Genomic DNA, 19,577 nt, shown 5'->3' on the forward strand with positions numbered 1-19,577 from the left:
AGTCTTTTTCCTTTTATTCCTGTTACACTCTACCTATCATACTTTAGTAACTCGACATTCTCTCACAAGCTTGAGCAACTTGTAGGCAAGATAGACAAACAAGAACCAGCCAAAAAGGGTCAGATAGGCGATGAAGCTTACACCTTTCTTGCGATAAGATTCCAGCACTGCTTGACTAGACTGTCTTTTTTCTTCTGAAGCTGATACTTCCTGCTCGCTACTATCATGATGGCGATAGGCATTGACCAAAAGCCGATAATCAAAGGGAGGAACCAGTGGATCACAGGTCAACAGGGTCAGGACATCCTGTTTTTCAATCGGAAGCAATTTTTGCCAATCGGTTGCCTTGATGATTTCTGTATTTTTGACCCAATAGGTGACTACTTTTTCACCAATTTCAACAAAAATCTCATCGCCCTCACGCATTTCATTTAATCGGAAAAAGCGCAAATCACTATACCAACTTCTGTGACCAGCCAGCACACTACGACGATCCAGACCTCCGAAAGGCAAATCCGTTCCTGACACCACCGCTACCCCCTGATCAAGATGGGAATCACTGGCTCCCACCCGAATAGGTTGGCGGATTTCAAGACTAGGAATACTTACATAGCCGATGATGGTATCTCCAAAATCAGATACGGACTGCTCATCTTTCCTAGTCTCAGCAAAGGGATCAACCGTTGCCAGTTGACCACTCCGCACCGCTTCTTGATAGTGTTCAATGACCTCTTCCTCTTTCTTTGAAAAGCCTGACTCCGACTTTTTATAACTCTGGTAGGCAAAAAATTCCCTCACCTCATGAACTGTCATATTGCTGAACAATAATAAGGGCAACAATAATCCCACTATCATCAATAGATAGCCAACAATTTTCAACTTCATGACCGTCTCCTCCTAGTCGCTTTTCTTCTTCGGAATAGGAGGTAGCCTGCCAATAAGAGAATAAGGAGAAGAGCAGCTACCAGATAGGATAAAAGCATCCTATCGACAAAGAAACCTGGTTCTTCTTCCTCATGCACCTCTGGAACATAGGGAATCCGATGCCCCCTGACCAACAAGCGATGGCTATTGACCATATAAGGAGTACAGGTCAAAAGAGTGGCATAATCCTTTTCTTCTACTACCAACACAGGCTCAAAATCACCAGGTTCAACAACTAAAATCTGATCTACTTCATAGGCCAAAATCTCAGCAATATTATGAATATAAAAGCGATCTCCTAGCTTGAGTTGATCCAAATTGGTAAAAAGAGAGGCCGTGGGAAGACCTCGATGAGCTGTCAAGACCGTATGGCTATTGGCACCACCGACAGGCAAGGAAGAACCTTCCAAGTGACCAACTCCCTTTTGTAAGACTTCCTCGGATGTTCCTGCATAGACAGGAATTTTTTCATTTAGTTTCGGAATCTCGACATAGCCAATTTTCTCCTTGACCTCCAACATCCGAGCATACTCTGCTAGACCAGCCTTTTCCTCCTCTGAATAGGGATCCTGTAATTTTCTTGGATTTAAAGTTTTATTGTAGGCCCTAGCCAATTCGAGACGATTTAACACCTCTTGAGTCGGCAGGTCTTTGGCTAGTTGATAAAACTCCTGCACTTCCTGATCTGCCTCGTAGCGATAGTATAGATGAGAACATAAAGGATAGAGCGTTATGAGCAGTCCCAACACAAAAATCAAACGCAGGACCAACTTCTTTTGAAGAAAGCGATTAGATCCCAGCAGGTTCTTCATCATTTCTTCCTCCTCTTCCTTTTAGTCAAGACAAAAATCAAACCAATGGCAACAAGCATGCCTAAAGCATATAAAAGATAGCGTATCAAAATCCGTTTTTCTGCCTGATCCGTCGCCTTGCGATGTTCCTCCTCTACATAAGGAATGCGATGTCCTCGCACCAAGAGCCTATGTGTATTCACCATATAAGGCGTACAAGTCAATAAGGTTACATAATCTTGGTTTGGAACGACCAATAATTGAGAAAAATTACTCGGCTCAACCACCAAGATTTGATCCACTTCATAAGCCAATACGTCTCCTATATTGTGAATATAAAATTCATCTCCTAGCTTTAAACGATGCAAATCTGTAAACAAGCGTGCCTTGGGAAGACCAGAATGAGCCGTCAATACACTATGGGTATCCTGACCGCCAACAGGTAGGGAAGTCCCCTCTAAATGCCCAATCCCTTTCTGCAAGACCTCCTCTGAAGTCCCAGCATACATGGGAATATCTACCTCAATCTTAGGAATCTCGACATGCCCTATCCGTTCATGGATTTCCAACATGCGTGCATATTCCGCCCGACCGGCCTCGTGACGAGAACGACTATAGGGATCTTCCGCAAGAACGTTGTGTAAACTTTCGTTAAAAGCATAAGCCAAATCCAATCGTTGCTTGATTTCAGCTGAGGCTAAGCCTGACTTGGCTTGGTCAAAATCCGTTACAATGTGCGTCGCCTCATAACGATAGTAGAAATTTGAAATATGGGGATAGAGTAAAATTCCAAATCCGATTATAAAAATCAAGTAGAAAAAGAGATTATTCTTCTTTTTCCCTTTTCTCATTCAACATCACCTCCATGTGCTACAACGTGATGCATTGATGAAGAATTGTCACGCACTAAATCATTCCAAGCTAACAAAAACTGCAACTAAAATAACGCAATTCCTGATTCCTATCGTTTGAAACAGCACGGATGTCCATAGAAAATTCTTTAATTCGTCCGTCTCACTCAGTTGCTCTTTGGATGCTCAACATTCAATTCTAGAAATCAGCTTTTGTCGCATCCAATCCTTCGGTCTTCAAACCATCCAAATCTTCCTGACTTAGTCCTGTCAGTTCCTTTATCAGCTCATCCGCAAAATGCTTTGCTAACATCTGACGAGCAACCTTGAGCTGACCATCCAGCATACCTTCTGCTCGACCTTTTTGAATGCCCTTTTGAATACCTTTTTGAAGTCCTTGAGCCATACCCTCTTCCTGACCACGCTTTCTACCTAGTATGAAAGAAGTCTCCAATTCACCAAAATGATTGGCGGCACTGTAGGCTAATTGATCAATCATCTTCCTTTCCTCCTCTGTCCATGTATTTCTATCCAGCAGGTGTTCGGCCCTGCTGATAGCGTCTGTTTGTTGCTGGCTAAATTCACGATTGGCAAAAAATTCCATCCACAAGCGTTGGTTCGTAGCCAATTTTCCCTCACTCAGCTTGTTCAATTCAATAATGAGGCTGGGCAAAAAGTCCAAAGCCACTTCTCAGAGTTCGTGTCAACATCTCAGCGCAGTGGTTGATTGGCAGATTTGCTCGTGTTTCACACTCCAAATCTGACCTAATCAACTGTGCGGGGGTGGGAAGACGAACTCTTTTTTGACTAGTTGAGTTCTTTCCCACTCCCTCTTCATCTCCCCTTGCTCTCCAAACGGAATTTCCAACACCTGTCCATTTTCCTCAGCTGTCAAGACAAAGGAATGAATGGGGTGCTTGTCATCAAAATACTGGGTGGCGACCAAGGCGATGGAATAAACTGGTGAAATCTTATCATACATGTCATGGGTTCGTTTGACCTTGTCACGAACATTGGGCAAATCCTTGACCAAGTGCTGACAAGAGTAAGTCCAGAGACGTTTGATAAAGCTGTGTTGATGGACCACCTGAATTTCAATGATGACCTGAGTGCCATCATCCAGTCTGGCTAGAATGTCCACGGTGGTGCTAAAATAACCCTCCCGTTCTTTCTTCAAATCAGCAATCGTTCCATTTAAAATCTGAACAGACTTGGGACGAAAGCCCAGAAAGGTCTCAATGAAATCAATGGTAATCTCGTGGTCATTAAATATCTTTTTTGCCACGATATCAATCATGGGATTGATGCTATGTCGAAATTTTGTCAATTGTGTTCCTCCGATAAATAGAATTTAAGAATAATCTCAATCTATTTATTCGAAGTTCCTAGTAATATTATAGCACTTGAGAGAATTTTTTTCCAGAGACACTCGGTGTTTTCAAGGAAAAATACACCTGCTGACACTTGATTTCAGCAGGTGTATACTTTGTTAATAACATGTCTCAAAGTTGTTTAAAACTTCTCCTCTTTCTTGTAGCTAACCAAACGGTAGCCCAAGAGGAAAAGCAAGACTCCGATGGAAACGACCGTCACCAGCACCGCATTTCCGGTATAGGGGATTTCAATACCGGGAGGTGTGACGGGTTTATTCTTGATTTTAACAATTTCAGACACATGTGAATCCGAAGTAATTTCAAAAGGAATCGTATCTTGGGCTAGAATATAGCCTGCAGGAGCCTTGACCTCTTTCAGATAATAAGTACCATAGGGAAGAGGTCCTACAACAAACTGACCGTTTGCTCCAGAAGTAACATGATAGGTAATGCCGTCGACTATCACTTCCTTCAATTCTCCGTTCACTTCCTCAAGAACTGCAAACTCTGCACCAGATAAGGGGGCAGTACTTGTAGATACCTTCAGAAAGGTTTTACTGCCGGTTTCCTTGCTTGGTCTTCTGACTTTTGCCTCAATCTTCAACACACTTCCATCTACCTTCATGACGAATGGAATGACTTCGAGTTTTGTAGGAGTCCCTACTTGTCGAACGTAATACCATCCCTTAGCCAAGCCCTGAAAGCTGGCTTGACCATCTGAAGTGAGAGCCAGTGAGGAAATTGGCTCTCCGTAGAGTTGGTTCAACTCGGACCGACTTTTTTGATATAAAGTATCTGCCAACCGTTCAGAAGAGGTTGACTCTTCTGCAGCGATATACCAAGCCTCCAAGCCTGTCGAAACTTGACTGGCATCTATCCCATCAGGAAGCGGAATATGAACCTGAACATCAAAGGAATCTTGTGCTTGAAGTGAAAGCGAGGGCAGTGACAATACACAAATAATAGCTATGAAACAACATACTAGCTGTCTGATTCGTCTCATCTGTCCCTCCTTTTCAACGGATATTATGCCTCTTCAGATTGGCGTTTTTTCATAGCGATGAATGCAAATACCATTGTACTCAAACCAACAACTGTGAAGACAAGGGTACCAATACCACCAGTTTGTGGAATAGTAACCTTTTTGTTTTTCACTTGTAAGTGATTATCAATATGAGTTGTAGTATCCATCCAGGTATCTGGTCCAACTTCAAACTCGATAGAGCTACTTGGTAATGCATAACCTTCTGGTGCCTTGGTTTCGACAAGTTCATATCGACCTGCTTTTAAACCTTTAACTTCAAATTTACCATCTACAGACGATACAAAAGTGAATGCCTGATCCTTAGCCACCCATTGCCACTGCATATTCAAGGCTTCATAGGCTGCATTACGAAGAGCTTTTTTAGCTTCGACTTCCGTATTAGATTTCACTGCTGCTAGATAAGCTGTTTCAGCTTCTTGGTACTTTCTTAGTTCTTCAGCTTTGGTATTTGTATCTTTCAGACCAAGGTATTCTTCGATTCCTTGTTTCTTCACAATAAACTCTGCACCGAGCAACTTGGTTGCTTGAGCTACCTCTTTATCGTCTGTTTTGATGAAGCGTTTACCATAAGTAATAACTTTTGGTTGTTCTGGTACGATTGGTGGCGGGTTGTCTGATGGGTTGTTGGTTACAGTTACAACTCCATTACCATTAACTGTATAAGATGGTAAGAAACCTGAAACTGGTTGTTCAATAACAATATATTGTACGCCTGCTTTCAAATCAGTAGAATATTCAGCACTAGTTTGATCCGCTGGAAGAGTAACAGTCCCTACTTTCACACCTGTCTCTTCTTCATAAATATCAAATTCGACAGCTGGATGTGTTGCTGCTGTATCTCCCCAAGTTTTATTTACAACAATTTTGTTTCCATTTGGGTCTGGTGTAACTGGTTTTGGATTTTCATCTTGGAAGGTACGTGGACGGTTTCCATAATGGAATCTCACCTTGTTAGGGATTGCAGTATCAACTTGAGCAGAATCATTTAATACACCTTTGTAGGTTAAAGTAATAGTTACTTCTCCTGTTTTAGCAGCGGTCTCAACTTTAGCTAAACTATCTGCTTTTACCTTAGCAATAAAGCCTCGTTTGCTCTGTGTAATTTCAAGGTCAGCTAAACTAAGATTTGCACCTGTCACTTCTAAAGAAGAGACGACAAAGTCCAATCCCTCAAGCATGGTATCTTCCCAAACAAGAGTTTTATAAGAAGAACCTTTTGGAATTGTTGTATCAATTTTATATTCTATTTCCTCACCAATTGCCACATTTTTTGTTTCAGTACCACCTGTTTTAAATTCTTTTGTCACAGTCGGCTTATCCTCTGTGTTTTTTGGATAAACATGGAGAGGTTTATCTGTGTTATTGAAATATCCTGTTCCGTCTGGAAGTGTAACTGGCAAAACGAGACGGAAAGGAACAGCTTTTGCTTCTGTTAGTTCGTTACCTTTGGTATCACCATCTTGTTTATTGTAGTAAGGTGATGCTACCTTATCTTCAACGAAGATGTAAGTTCCCTCACCTAGAGTGAATTCTGCACCACTTTCTTTGGTATTTACACCTTCACTACCGTACTTTTTATCGCCGGCATCTTCAAATAACTTATAGTTTTCATCAACACCTTCACCAGTAATCCCTAGTTCAGCACCAGTTTTTGTTTGCCCTTCAATCTTAGCATCAACCTTCTTCCAAACCTTAAAGTTGACATCTGCAATTTCTTTAGCACTACTACCAAAGAAAGTAGTTATTTGGTCAATTTGATTACCTTTGTACTGATCTTTTTTAGTTTCATGATCAAACGCAGTAAATTCGTCTTTGTTCATCAAAATCTTGTGCACCACAACCTTAGTTTCCTGCGCATCATTCGCATGTACTAAATGTCGAAGATTTCCCAATGGACCGAACATCGTCAGAAGAACGGTCAAGAGGGAGAATAATTTTGTTAACTTCTTCATTATTTTCTCCTTTTCTTTTTATAGTCTTTCAGTTTGCTTCTACTACTAAGCAACGAGTCACAGACTGTACTAAAGTACGTCAAAACCAGTTAACCAAGTAATAAAAGATAAACTGATGACTAGTCTATTTACGTATGCGTTTCCAACGTTTCTCTTTTCCTAGCTCGACGGCAAGAGCCAGTAACATCATCCCTCCTCCCAATGTGATATATGGTAGAACTCCAAAACCTCCTGTCTTAGGATATTCCCCTTTTTTCAGGTTTTTAGCAGTAAGCAACTGCCTATTGCTATCATCTAGGGACAAGAGGTCATCTCCGTCTAGGAGTTCCACTTGACCACTATCGGTAAGACGAAGTCGGTAAACTTTCGTATTGAGCTGATAGCCTTCAGGGGCTTGGGTTTCTTTCAGTTGGTAAATCTGACCGATACGGAGGTTATCAAAAACAATTTCTTCTCCATCGGTCGCTGTCGTCTTGGTGGCAACAGGAGCCGCACCATTCTCTTCTTTCAATTCAAACACCGCAGCGAGACGACGATCGCTGTTGCTATAGGCACGTTTGGCTAGCTTAAACTGTCCTGTCTTTCTTCTGTTCTTCATGGTAAAGACAACCACACGGTTATTGTCTGCCCCCTGTAGAGAGGTCATATCATCACTGTTATGTAAAGCAACTGTTCCGTCGTGATTGATTTGGAAAATGTATTCCTTATCATTTAGGACATAGCCTGTTGGTGCTTGGGTTTCTTGTAGGATAAAGTAGCCTGGACCCACATCAATGTTTGCTAATCCATTGGCTGTTACACCAGTCGCAAGCTGTTCTAGCTTACCACCTGTATTGCCTTGGGCACGATAAAGAGTAAATCTCGCACCATCAAGCAAGGTTTGGTCATTGGTCGCATCTTGCTTTTTAATCCGCAGGTGGAACTTCTTGATATTTTTAATCAGCAAGACGAGCTCCTGACTGTTTCCACCATTTTCTACCGAAGCAAAACCGCGGTCGTTGACATCAATCCGTAAGGCACCTTCTTCCGTGATGGTAAATTGAATCGGTCGAATCGCTTCATAATTTCCAGATGGCACCCTTATCTCTTTCAAGATATAGGTTCCAGGCAAGATATTTGGAAGAACTAACTCATGATTATTCACTATGGTATCTCCAACTAATCCAGAAAGTAGTTCTTCTTGATTGCCATTTTTTCGATAGAGTTGGAAGCGTGCATCCAGACCTCTACTGGTATCATTGTAATCCCGCTTACGGATTTTGACTGTAAACGGTGTCCGATCATTTTTAACGGTGATCGGAATAATCTTATCTGCCCCCTGATCTTGGCTATTGCCAATTTCAATCTTAGCATCTCCATTGACCAACTGGGCGGCACCATCATCGCCTATGGTCAACTGGTATTTGCGAGCATTAGCCTGATAACCTGTCGGTGGCTGGCTTTCTTGTAAATAGTAGGTACCTGGTTCCAAGCCTGGAAGCGTGATTTCACCGTTGGTGTCTGTCGTCACTTCTTGACCTATCTGCGTATTTTCATCAGGACCAAATAGCTTGAAACGTGCATCTGCTAGCTTGCGGTTGGCATCACGGCTGTCGACTTTGGTAATCTTTATCTTAGGCTTAAAGACATTGGTAAGCTTGATATGAACACGATTGTCTTTTTCTCCCGCCTCAACTTGTGCATTGTTTGTCGGAACTGCCACCTGTCCATCTTCCGACATGGTAATATCAAACGGTTCCATTCGTTCATATCCTGCTGGTGCTTCCAATTCCGTTACCGTGTAGGTACCTGCTGGCAGACTAAAGACTGCATTTCCTGCTGCACTTGTCCACCAACGGAGAGCACGATTAGCCGTATCAATCTCAGCCCGATAGTGTTCTCTATGCCAAGATTCATCACTAAAGATAGGTGAAAGCACTCCATCTTTGGCCTTGATCTCCAATTTGACATTCATCAAAGTAGTGGTTGGAGCGAGTTTGCTTACTTTTTCGATACTAAATGCCGTATAAGGTTTATTTTTTACAGTTAGCTCAATGGTGTTCTGGCTATTGGCAGGAGCAATGCTCACTAATTCTGTATTGCCCGAATCAATGCTTGCCTCTCCCCTCTCGCCAATCGTTACCCGAATATCATTGTGTAAATAGTAACCCCTTGGGGATTCCGTTTCCCGCAAACGATAGGTCCCTGGTGTGAGGTCCGTAAACAGATAGCTATTGCTTTCTTGATCTGTTCGTCCCTCTGCAACCTTCCGATCTTGGCTATCATACAGCTCAAAGCGAGCTACCAGACCAGTAGTACCGTTAAGGGCACGTTTTAGAAGTTTGAGTTGATACAGTTCAGGATAGTTTTTTACCTTCAATTTGATGGTATTATCGTTAACTGTATTGGTCGTATCAATGACAAGGTCTGACTCTGTATCGTAGACCTTTCTAAATCGTGTCACGGCTTTATTCCTACCGTCGTGAGACTGACCAGTTTCAAACAAGTCCATGAGTATTGGATTGCTTAAGCGTCTGTAACCCGTCGGTGCCTGCGTTTCAACCAAGGCATACCGTCCAAGTTCCTTGGCAGACAGTAAACTTGCAGTCTTAGAACCACTCTGCCATGTGAACTCTTGAACCAATCCACTGTCTTGAATACGTTCTGAAACATTCTGATAGGTCGTGTCGTTAGCAACTTTATAGAGCTTGAAACGAGCAGTCAGGTTTGCACCTGTCATTACTTCATCCTGTGGATTGACTTTGACAATGGCGATAGATGGATTTTGTATGTTGCCGACCAAGATTTTCTCATTTTGTCCAGCTTGGTTATATAGAATGGTTTGGGCATCAGCTTGAACTTGGAACTCTTGCACTGCCATCCATTTATTAACAACAAGCTCTGCATTTCGAATACGAAGGTAGCGTGCATTGATTGCCACATCCAAATCAATCAGTCGATCAGTGAAATGGTTGCTTGTGCCATTTTGAATGACAGTATAGCTCACACCGTCTTCCGAATATTCCAAAATAGCCTTGGCCATGCGATCGGCATGATTTCCTGCTCGTCCTTGTAAAACGCGAATATGGGTCACACGCTGGGTACTGCCTAAGTCAACGCCCAAATAACTTCCAGCTTGGATGTTGCTCTGACCATTGACATTGGTATCAAAGATGAGTTCGCTCGTATCACTTCCATCAATCATATTGGCATCCGTAGTGTTGTCAATATAGCGGTTAAAATGCTCAGATTTTATGACGGATACCTGATTGATCTGTTTATAGTATTTAATCGAACCGTCGTTGCTGACTTCCACCTTATAAGTGGCATTTTCCTTCACATAGCCTTGGGGCGAAGTCACTTCTTCTAAGGTATATGTACCTGGAGCAAGATTTTCAATGACAAAGTCGCTATTGCCGCTCTGTGTTTTTTCCACAGCAGTAAAGCTACTATCATTGTCTTTGGTCAAGCGGAAGGTTACATTGCCTGAGATTTCACCCTGAACATCCTCAATCCCCTTGATACGTTTGGTGAAACGTAAGGTGGCTTTCTTATAGTTTTTCACTCGAATTTCCAGTGTAATTGGCTGGTTACCACCTTGATTACTGATGATCAAATTCGGGCTTGTTGTATGGAAAGTTCCATCGTTGTTGACGGTAAATGGAATCAGTTCTGGCAGAATATTGTAACCATTTGGTGCCGTAAATTCCTTGATATAGTAGGTTCCAGCAACAAAATTCTGGTTTCGGTTATGGAAAGTAAAGGTTCCTCCGCTTATAAAAGTGGCTACTTGCCCACCAATAACTGAGCCATTTGCGTCAGTAATACCAATACGTGACTGGCTTGTAATTGGCTGATCGGTTACAGCATCAACCTTCACCACTCTAAATTGAAACTTCTTGTTGTCTGGTCTTCTATTGATGATAGTAGAACTATTTTCGGTAAATTCAATCTGACCATCTGCTGTTACTCGGAATTTAGCAACGGCATTTGTAGGTTTTTCGTAACCTTCAGGTGCTACGGTCTCCCAAACTTCATACTGGCTATTTGGTTGTAGATTATTCAACCGAAACTTACCAGCAGCATTGGTGGCGGTACCTGTTCGAATAAGGTCATAGCCATCCTGTTTCATCTTTCTCAATTCAAAGATTGCATCTACAAGTGGTTGTCGTTCGGTATTGACCTTGGTAAATTCCTGGTTGATGTCTTCGTTGACAACATTCATGCGGAAAGTACCATTGCTTTCAAATACATGTCCAGACTGGATATGATTGGTATCTGTCACTTTGCGAATTTTCAAAACACCTGCATCTTCATATACTTCAATCTCGATTGGGGTAATTTTTTTATAACCTGCCGGAGCCGTTAATTCTTCTAAGACATAGGTACCCTTTGCAAGGTTTGTAAAGAGGAAGGTAGCGGAAGATGCATTTTCTCCCAAAGTCACACTGTAGCGATTATTTTCCTTACTACGTAAACGGAAGACAGCTCCTTTCAGCCGACGCGTTTCCCCCTGAGTGTATTTATCAATCTGCAAAGAAATGTATTTGGTATTGACAATTTCTGGTGGTGTATTAGCATTATACGGACGTCCATCAATTGTTATATTGTCAGCGTTCCTGATAACAATTTCTTTCTCAGTCGGATCCAAGGCATAGCCCACCGGTGCTAACACCTCTCTTAGTTTATAAGTCCCTCCATACACATTTCGAATATTTAGAATACCTTCGCTATCTGATATCACCCGCTGAACAACCTTCCCATCACGACTAAGTACAAATACTGCACCTTGTAGAGGACGTTTCTGTCCATTTTCATTACCCACTTTGCGTAATTTCAGAGAATACCAGTCCACTGGATAGGCACCACCCCAAGCCAGCGTATCTGCTTCGCGACGGAAATAGTCTAGTTTAGTTCTACGATTTAAACCAACTGAGTAGCTATTAGCAATAACTGCATTGAAGAAATAGTTTTCCGTAGGAGATATCATCTTTTTAGTTCGAACCTTGGCAAGAATCCCTCTTCGGTGAACACTGGCTACGTTACTTCCTTCGTAATAAAACTCAATCTTATACTTACTCCTAAACTGACGATTGTTGGCACCTATAAATTTTGATGGTGCCCAGTCCTGACTGCTCCCCGTCAGATGCACTTTTACATCAGTTCCTGGAAGAGTATATTCTTGGACATGTCCTCTTAACAATCCCTGAGTAGGAGTCAATTTTCGCATGGTATCTTGACGATAGCCACCAGCTGCCGTTCCTTCTATCAAATAAACATCAATATCCTGGATGAAACTGTTTGGATTATTTCCGTGGTATAATTCGTTTGTTTCTGATAAGTGTTCAAAGAACTTACGGTTATTCCCATGCCAATTGCTTTTTCCCCAGATGTCACCACCTGAAGCATTATAGACTACATCCCATACCATCTCATCTGCATCGGTATAAGACATCCATTTGTTAACTGAACCTGATAGGTACAAAATATTCCCATCACTATAATTGGCAGTCGTTTGGTTGGTCACTGTCTTGCTACATTCCATGCCACTACCACTGTAATAGGTTTCAAATTGAAGTTCCTTTCGGACTTCCTTAGTCCCTATGGGATTGCTTGGATCAAAGAAGTATTCGATACGAGGGTTTACACCATCATAATAAGTTTGATTACCTGAAACCTGATTACCATTGATGTGAGTAACACCACGAATCTCATCTCCGATAAAGAAACTACCTGTATAATCAGTTACGGAATAAGCATCTGCTGTTAATATAAATCGAATTTTATCCTGCTCGACATGGTAGACATTTGCAACATGCCGTCCATTAGCTTGAATTTCCTTCCAAACCTTGTTAGGATTGGACACATGTTTTAAAATTAGCTCACGAGGAATTTTGATTTCGAAATAATCTCCCTCTTCTGCATAGGCAGGAATCCTGAATTGCATCTGCAAAGGAGAGCCAAATCCCTGCCAACCGTCACTCAAACGGAAGTACTTGATGTCAGTATTTTGTACCGAAGTGATACCATAGTGCGAACAGGTACCAGGATTGGTCGGAACAGGTCGACTGGTATTCTTTTTGTTCTTGTAGGTGTAAATTAGCTCCTCGGTGTCCTGCTCAGCAGCTACCAGGCTATAACCTGATGGTTCTATTTCATTTACATCATAAAATATTTTTTTACCAACTTTAAAAGTTGGAGATGTAGTTACTTCATATTTATTAACATCTCTTTTTACAACTTCTCTTTGATTACTTCTAATAGTTAATGTTTCATTTATATTTCCACCTTTTACTGTAAAATTAACATCAACTGGCGTTGCATTTTCAAGCCATTCTTTTTTTATAATCAAATCTTTTTTTAGTGCAGAAAGTTCTGCACCTACAAACGTATGGTTTGTCTTATTGTTAGTAATATTAGTTAAAGTTTCTACTACAGCTATTCCTCCAGGAGGCACATTACTCGCTGTAACTTTACCATTTGAAACACTTGTGTATGTTTGTTCACTTATTTGTCTATAGCCGTCTTCTGTTGGTTCATAAATATAGACTACAACATTGTGCAATCTTTGAGAATTATCAAGATCTATGCTAAAATCAAAGTTTTCTAGCGCAGTTCCTTTATTAACATTAGATTGCGTCCATTTTATAACACTTTCTGACTTATAATCACCTGCTACATTTGCTGCATTAGATACATTAACAGTATCTGCACTTACCTTACTAAGTGGTCCACCCCAATCTTCTGCTGGTAAACTCAACGTTCCAGTAGTGGTAATATGTTTTATTTCTCCTCGTGCTATTTCTGTTGTAACTCCGTTTTGAGTTAACTTACTTTTTTGTGGAGGTTGAACTTTTATTGTAGAGTGATAATCTAAAGTATAGTAATCTCTAGGTGCTATAATAGGCGTTTCTATCGTATATGTATATACACCATTTTCTATCGGTAAATTTGAATAAGTAGATTTAAATCTATCATCTGCTATATTTAAAAAATTTTGGGATATGCTTTGATTATTTTTTGATAATGATAATATTCTAGGCTCTCCTAATCCAGAATCTGTCGTTGTAGAAAAATGATGTTGCATACTTTTAATAAATTGTGGATCAGCTCCATTTACAGTAGTAACATATTCCCATATAATCGAAGTTGCTTGTCCTGAGCTATCTGTTTTTATTTCTTTTTTTCTAAGTTGCCCATTTTGAATATAATTAGTAGAAATTCCAGGAATTTCAATTTTTATTGGAGAAAATATATATTTTGAAATTTCCTCTTCTTTCGTAATGGTAGTGGTTGTTCCATTCGGATTATTGATAATCGTTGTTGTACTATTCGTAGTCGTTTCTGTTACAGCCCTCCTTGTCCGAGCAGAGCGCAACATACTACCAATCTGTTCTTCTAACTCATTCTTTTTAGCATTGGTGACATGGATTATTTTTTCGGCTCCACTTTCTTGCAACTGAATGGCTGGCAGCTGTTTCTCTACTTCGTAACCTTGAGCTGTTGACAATTGACTGATCTGGTACTCACCTACGGGCAAATCTCGCCATTCCAAGACTCCTTGTTCATCTGTACGACCTTTGTGAACGCTTTCAAAATTTCCTACAGCTATAATAGAAAACTCCGCACCTGCGATGGGCTTGCTAGGTTGCAAGACACCTTCTTCGTATTCATGTAATACCAAGCGTAGATTAGCTGTTTGAATGGCTAAAGCTTGTTCTTCTTGTAGCACCTCTTCGCCTTCAGGTACTGGATTAGACTGCGTGTTGTCAGAAATAGCTTCAGAAGTTTCTGGAATTGGCTGCTCGGTATCAGAAACTGATTTTTCTGAGACTGGCTGCTCGGTATCAGAAACCGATTTTTCTGAGACTGGTTGTGAGGTATCGAAGGCTGCGGAATCAGTCACCATCTCTATACTATTCCTATTGACAAATTCTTCAAATGTTTTCCAGTCTTCTGTTAAGATGGTCTTATAATCTGAAGACAGAACGGCCATAAATTGACCAGTTTGTAGCGGATTCTTTATCTTCAAGCGTAGCAGAATTTCCTCGTATCTACGCTCAGGCCGCTCTTCATCTACCTTCCACTCTATATGGCGTTCAGGCTCTGGCTTGATTTTGATGGAGTAATAGCCTAGACCATATACAGGCAAAGGTTCTTCTAGAGAATCCTGTGTTGCAACAGTTGGGGCAACTTCCTGCTCAGGAAATTCCTTGGGCACATCTTCTTCACGATAATCTTCGTCCTTGACAAAACCTAGTGGAAGTTTTTCCTTTGGAAACCCTTGCTCATCCAGCTGACTTTCCAGTTCCAGCTCATTCTGGATCACCAAGGAAAGCCCTTTGCTGATGTCTACTCCCTCTTCAATCTGGATAATCACATCTAGCCTATCGAGCTGCTTTTGACTGGTATCTAGCTTAATGGCCAGCTTTTGACCATCTTCCTTCAGATGTTCTAGATACTTAGTCCGAATGGTTAGTGGCGTTGTAGCACTAACTGATTCCGAAAAAATTGTTATCGGTAGCCGAATAATATCTAGACATAGAACAAGTAATAAGAAAGAACTAAGAAAGTATCTTACCTTTTTCATAACTTTACTCCATTTCATATACTTATATGCATAATTATTCTTTATCACGTTGTCATTTCAGCATTATTATACTAATTTTTTCAAAAAAACAAAAGTAATTTACGGCAAAAAGCAGACAAATTTCACTGTTATATATATATATATATGCGACCGCATTTTTTCAGCAGTTTTGCAGAGAGTTCTGAAAAAGTTTTTGAAATTTTCTTGATTTTAACCATACAAATATATATATATATATATTGTTTTCATATATGTATATTATGTATATTTATACTCATTTTATGATTGGTAACTATTACCTTTTATTTAGACTTTTATAGTCAATAAAAAATCCCGACCTTATAAGCCGAGATTTTCATATTTTGTGCGATAGCCAATCTGTAAGATTTTTCCATCTTGAATCAAGAGAGGACGTTTAATCAACATACCATCATTAGCTAATAAGTCTAATGCTTGATCCACCGTTAAACTGTCAAATTTATCCTTCAGACCAAGTTCGCGGTAACTATTTCCTGAAGTATTGAAATACTTTTTCAATTCAAGACCCGTGGCTTCCATCCAAGCTTTTAGCTCTTCAGCACTAGGCGGTGTTGACTTAATGTCAATAGCTTCAAATTCCAAGCCCAAACTGTTCAGCTCTGCTTTTGCTGCCCGACAAGTCGAACACTTGGGATATTCATAAAATAAAATCATCTTTCACCTCAAATTCTGGATTCTCATGCCGCAAGAGCCAGATTTTTTTATCCAGTCCTCCAGCATAGCCTGTCAACTGCCCTTTCTGATTGAGAACTCGGTGACAAGGAACAATAATAGAATAAGGATTGCGCCCAACTGCTCCACCAATTGCCTGACCTGAACGTTGACCAAGTTGTCGAGCAAGCTGCCCATAGCTAGTGGTCTGGCCATAAGGGATTTCTTTCAATAAAGCCCAGACTTTTTCCTGAAATTCCGTTCCAATAGCTTCAAGAGGAAGGCTAGTAAAATCCACATCTTGACCTGAAAAATAAGCATCCAACAAGAGACTAGTCTGGTCTAGAATAGGATGTGAGCCTAGAACTGGTTCTTCAGTTAGTCCTCGTTCAAAATATTTTTGTCCCTCAAACCAGGCTCCTCGCATGCCCCTATCACTAGCAACAAGGGACATCGGCCCAAGTGGACTTTGATAGATCGTTTTCACATACATACTAGTTTTTATTTTGGATAACACGAACCTTGACAATCGCATCGGTCGCTTCAAAGTTAGCAACTAACTGATCAATCTTTGCCTTATCTGCTTCATCCAAGTCTAACAAGGTATAAGCATAGTCACCTTTTGACTTGTTGATAATGTTGTCAATATTGATGCCCAATTCAGACACGGCTGTGGTGATTTTTGCCACCATGTTTGGAATGTTTTTGTTGATGAGAGTAATCCGATAGGGAGCATCCAAGAACTGTTTGACATTTGGGAAATTGACTGAGTTGATGATTTCACCAGTCTCCATAAAACGACGAATGGTCTGACCAGCCGCAATAGCACAGTTAAGCTCCGCTTCTTCTGTTGACCCACCAACGTGCGGGAAGGCGATAATGTTGTCCTTGTTGAGCACTTCTTCTGTCCCAAAGTCAGTGATGTAGTTCTTGATTACTCCTGCTTCGATAGCTTCAAACAGGTCAGCGTTATTGACCAACTCACCACGGGCGAAGTTAATCAAAGTCGTTCCTTTCTTCATTTGGCCAAAACTGTCTGCATTGAACAAATCACGGGTCTTGTCTGTCAAAGGAACATGGACTGTGATATAGTCAGCGTTGTTAAAGATTTCTTTCAAATCATCCACGCGTTTGACATGGCTGGAAATGCTCCAAGCCGTTTCAATCGACACATATGGATCGTAACCGAGAACATTCATTCCCAGACGGCGGGCATCGTTAGCAATGCGCGCACCGATAGCACCCAGTCCGATAACACCAAGAGTCTTACCTGAAATTTCTGTCCCAGCAAACTGCTTCTTACCTGCTTCAACCTGCTTAGGTACATCATCTCCTGACAATGTATTTGCCCATGCAGTCGCTCCGATATAGTCACGTGCTGACAAGAGAATGGAAGCAATGACTGCCTCTTTTACGGCATTGGCATTGGCACCTGGAGTGTTAAAGACAACAATACCTTTCTCTGTTGCCTCTTCGATTGGAATATTGTTAGTCCCTGCTCCTGCACGGGCAATGGCTTTCAGATTTTCGGGAAAATCAAAGCCATGCAAGTTTTCAGAACGAATGATAAAGGCATCTGGATTGGCCGCATGGTCACCATCAATCTGGAATTTATTGCCCAATTCCTTAAGACCAATTTGATTGATATTGTTAAAAGTACGTACGCTAAATACCATTTATTTTTACCTAAAAAGGCGGAATAGCTGCCGCCTGACTTTCTTTATTTATTAATTATTCCCAAGCAACCAACGGTCGTCTTCACTGATTTCCTGGTAAAGACTTCGCTCGCTCTTTTGCTTGATTTTTTGATAGGCTAGACGTTCTCCATCTATTGGGACTTTACCACAATAGACATAGCCCAATTTTTTTAGAATGTGCTGCGTTGTCTTATTCTGCTCGTGGGTATCACAGCGGAAATCCGGTCCTTTTTGACCTTCAATTAAACCTTGCAAAAACGTTTGTATGATTCCTTGACCACGAAATTCGTCAGCTGCTGCAATTCTATGAAATGTTGTATATACAGGATGATTGTGCTGCCATTTTCCTTCATATATGGCCTCATATTCTGCTTCTTGACCACGATGAACGGCGGCATAAGCTGCCACCTTACCGTCAACTAGACCAACGTAACCTCTGCCAGAAAGAATGTCATCAAAGATATCCTCTTTATTTGGATACTCTCCCTGCCATTGATTGATACCGGAGGTTGCTAGAAATGCACGAGCATCTTCAAGAATATCGACAATAGCCTCCATCTCATTGGGATGTGCTAATCTAATTTCCATTAAGCATTCTCCACTGCAAATTTTTTCATGAATTCAATTAATTCAACCACACCTTGACGTGGGAAAGCATTATAGAGCGACGCCCGCATCCCGCCTACTGAACGGTGACCTTTGATGTTTTTAAAACCAGCTGCTGTTGCTTCTTTGACAAATTTAGCATCCAATTCCTCGCTTGGTGAGACAAAAGGAATGTTCGCTACTGAACGCTCTTCTTTTTTGCGAACAGGGTTTGTATAGAAATTAGACTGGTCGATATAGTCATAAAGCAAACCAGATTTTTCACGGTTGATTTTTTCCATCTCATCAACACCACCAATTTCTTTCACCCAATCAAAGACGAGTTTAGAAATATAGATAGAGTATGCTGGCGGAGTATTATATAAAGACTCATTTTCAGCTTGAATACGGTAGTCCAACATGCTTGAAAGCATTGGCTGATCATTGAGGAAATCCTCACGAACAATCACCACAGTAACACCTGCAGGGCCAATATTCTTTTGGGCCCCAGCATAAATCATGGCAAAATCTTCAACATTATAACGAGCTGCTAAAATATTTGAAGACATGTCAGCAATCACTGGCACACCATTAGTGTCAGGAATATCATATACTGCTGTACCTTCAATGGTATTGTTGGTTGTCAAATGCACGTAAGCAGCAGTTGGATCAATATCATTTTTATCGAAGGTTGGCAATTCTGCATAGGTGATATCTTCTGTAGAGCCAAGCAAGATTGGTTCAAAGTCAATAGTCTTAGATAGCTTCACAGCCTCAGTATAGGCTTTTTTACCCCATGAGCCACCGACAAGATAGTAGGCTTTTTTACCTTGGGCAAAGTTGAGAGGAATCATAGTAAATTCCAAAGATGCTCCACCTTGTAAGAACAACACCTTGTAGTTATCTGGAATGGCCATCAATTCACGAAGCGTCGCTTCAGCACCTTTAATAATATCATCGAAGTCCTTGGAGCGATGGGACATCTCCAAAACACTCATTCCCGAACCATTGTAGTCCAAGAATTCAGCTTGAGCACGTTCAAGCACTGGTTTTGGCAATACTGCAGGACCTGCAGAGAAGTTGTAGATTGTCATAAAATC

At 41.0% G+C, this 19,577-nt stretch carries 13 protein-coding genes; all 13 read right to left on the reverse strand.

Translation table 11 applies throughout. The annotated features are described in order from the left end of the window. Nucleotides 1–36 precede the first annotated feature (36 nt). The 13 genes from P7J49_RS01660 to serC all read right to left on the reverse strand — a co-directional run bounded on the left by P7J49_RS01660 (nt 37) and on the right by serC (nt 19,571). Entirely contained in the window at nt 37–885 is an 849-nt protein-coding gene (locus tag P7J49_RS01660; RefSeq protein ID WP_408569024.1) for a class C sortase, read from the reverse strand. Beyond that, on the reverse strand, nt 882–1,739 hold the full coding sequence (locus P7J49_RS01665) for a class C sortase (protein ID WP_332441071.1): 858 nt from the start codon (nt 1,737–1,739) through the stop codon (nt 882–884). Before P7J49_RS01665 ends, P7J49_RS01660 begins: the two co-directional genes overlap by 4 nt. Then, the gene (locus tag P7J49_RS01670) at nt 1,736–2,566 is read right to left on the reverse strand and encodes a class C sortase (RefSeq protein ID WP_408569025.1); all 831 of its coding nucleotides are present in this window, start codon (nt 2,564–2,566) and stop codon (nt 1,736–1,738) included. The genes P7J49_RS01665 and P7J49_RS01670 overlap by 4 nt, the downstream gene beginning before the upstream one ends. 199 nt (nt 2,567–2,765) lie before the next feature. After that, nucleotides 2,766–3,194 (reverse strand): hypothetical protein, encoded by a 429-nt coding sequence (locus P7J49_RS01675; RefSeq protein WP_408569027.1) that lies wholly within the window; start codon nt 3,192–3,194, stop codon nt 2,766–2,768. A 141-nt stretch (nt 3,195–3,335) separates the two neighbouring features. Then, nucleotides 3,336–3,893: an Rpn family recombination-promoting nuclease/putative transposase gene (locus P7J49_RS01680; RefSeq protein ID WP_408569029.1), complete on the reverse strand. Its 558-nt coding sequence runs from the start codon at nt 3,891–3,893 to the stop codon at nt 3,336–3,338. A 185-nt stretch (nt 3,894–4,078) separates the two neighbouring features. Beyond that, nucleotides 4,079–4,942, reverse strand: a complete 864-nt coding sequence (locus tag P7J49_RS01685) for a collagen binding domain-containing protein (RefSeq protein WP_100664765.1) — start codon at nt 4,940–4,942, stop codon at nt 4,079–4,081. Between the two features lie 23 nt (nt 4,943–4,965). Continuing rightward, entirely contained in the window at nt 4,966–6,936 is a 1,971-nt protein-coding gene (locus P7J49_RS01690) for a pilin N-terminal domain-containing protein (protein WP_408569031.1), read from the reverse strand. A gap of 124 nt (nt 6,937–7,060) precedes the next feature. Further along, on the reverse strand, nt 7,061–15,505 hold the full coding sequence (locus tag P7J49_RS01695; protein WP_408569032.1) for a SpaA isopeptide-forming pilin-related protein: 8,445 nt from the start codon (nt 15,503–15,505) through the stop codon (nt 7,061–7,063). Nucleotides 15,506–15,844: 339 nt separating this feature from the next. Next, a complete protein-coding gene (locus tag P7J49_RS01700; protein WP_024379686.1) occupies nt 15,845–16,198 on the reverse strand; it encodes an arsenate reductase family protein in 354 nt (117 codons plus the stop codon). Next, entirely contained in the window at nt 16,182–16,688 is a 507-nt protein-coding gene (locus P7J49_RS01705) for a methylated-DNA--[protein]-cysteine S-methyltransferase (RefSeq protein ID WP_408569034.1), read from the reverse strand. Before P7J49_RS01705 ends, P7J49_RS01700 begins: the two co-directional genes overlap by 17 nt. Nucleotide 16,689: 1 nt before the next feature. After that, a complete protein-coding gene (locus P7J49_RS01710) occupies nt 16,690–17,871 on the reverse strand; it encodes a 3-phosphoglycerate dehydrogenase family protein (protein ID WP_408569036.1) in 1,182 nt (393 codons plus the stop codon). 51 nt (nt 17,872–17,922) lie between these two features. Next, nucleotides 17,923–18,480 carry a GNAT family N-acetyltransferase gene (locus P7J49_RS01715; protein ID WP_408569037.1) on the reverse strand — a complete coding sequence of 186 codons (558 nt, stop codon included), beginning with the start codon at nt 18,478–18,480 and terminating at the stop codon, nt 17,923–17,925. Next, on the reverse strand, nt 18,480–19,571 hold the full coding sequence (gene serC / locus P7J49_RS01720) for a 3-phosphoserine/phosphohydroxythreonine transaminase (protein ID WP_408569039.1): 1,092 nt from the start codon (nt 19,569–19,571) through the stop codon (nt 18,480–18,482). Before serC ends, P7J49_RS01715 begins: the two co-directional genes overlap by 1 nt. Nucleotides 19,572–19,577 lie beyond the last annotated feature (6 nt).

The sequence above is a fragment of the Streptococcus suis genome (genome assembly GCF_046032515.1).
Taxonomy (GTDB): Bacteria; Bacillota; Bacilli; order Lactobacillales; family Streptococcaceae; genus Streptococcus; species Streptococcus suis_AL.

What these genes read in the sequence shown, in the direction of transcription:
- P7J49_RS01705 (WP_408569034.1), bottom strand. Translation starts at nt 16,688, where the DNA reads ATGTATGTGAAAACGATCTATCAAAGTCCACTTGGGCCGATGTCCCTT.
- P7J49_RS01710 (WP_408569036.1), bottom strand. Translation starts at nt 17,871, where the DNA reads ATGGTATTTAGCGTACGTACTTTTAACAATATCAATCAAATTGGTCTT.
- P7J49_RS01685 (WP_100664765.1), bottom strand. Translation starts at nt 4,942, where the DNA reads ATGAGACGAATCAGACAGCTAGTATGTTGTTTCATAGCTATTATTTGT.
- P7J49_RS01695 (WP_408569032.1), bottom strand. Translation starts at nt 15,505, where the DNA reads ATGAAAAAGGTAAGATACTTTCTTAGTTCTTTCTTATTACTTGTTCTA.
- P7J49_RS01715 (WP_408569037.1), bottom strand. Translation starts at nt 18,480, where the DNA reads ATGGAAATTAGATTAGCACATCCCAATGAGATGGAGGCTATTGTCGAT.
- P7J49_RS01700 (WP_024379686.1), bottom strand. Translation starts at nt 16,198, where the DNA reads ATGATTTTATTTTATGAATATCCCAAGTGTTCGACTTGTCGGGCAGCA.
- P7J49_RS01665 (WP_332441071.1), bottom strand. Translation starts at nt 1,739, where the DNA reads ATGATGAAGAACCTGCTGGGATCTAATCGCTTTCTTCAAAAGAAGTTG.
- serC (WP_408569039.1), bottom strand. Translation starts at nt 19,571, where the DNA reads ATGACAATCTACAACTTCTCTGCAGGTCCTGCAGTATTGCCAAAACCA.
- P7J49_RS01660 (WP_408569024.1), bottom strand. Translation starts at nt 885, where the DNA reads ATGAAGTTGAAAATTGTTGGCTATCTATTGATGATAGTGGGATTATTG.
- P7J49_RS01690 (WP_408569031.1), bottom strand. Translation starts at nt 6,936, where the DNA reads ATGAAGAAGTTAACAAAATTATTCTCCCTCTTGACCGTTCTTCTGACG.
- P7J49_RS01670 (WP_408569025.1), bottom strand. Translation starts at nt 2,566, where the DNA reads ATGAGAAAAGGGAAAAAGAAGAATAATCTCTTTTTCTACTTGATTTTT.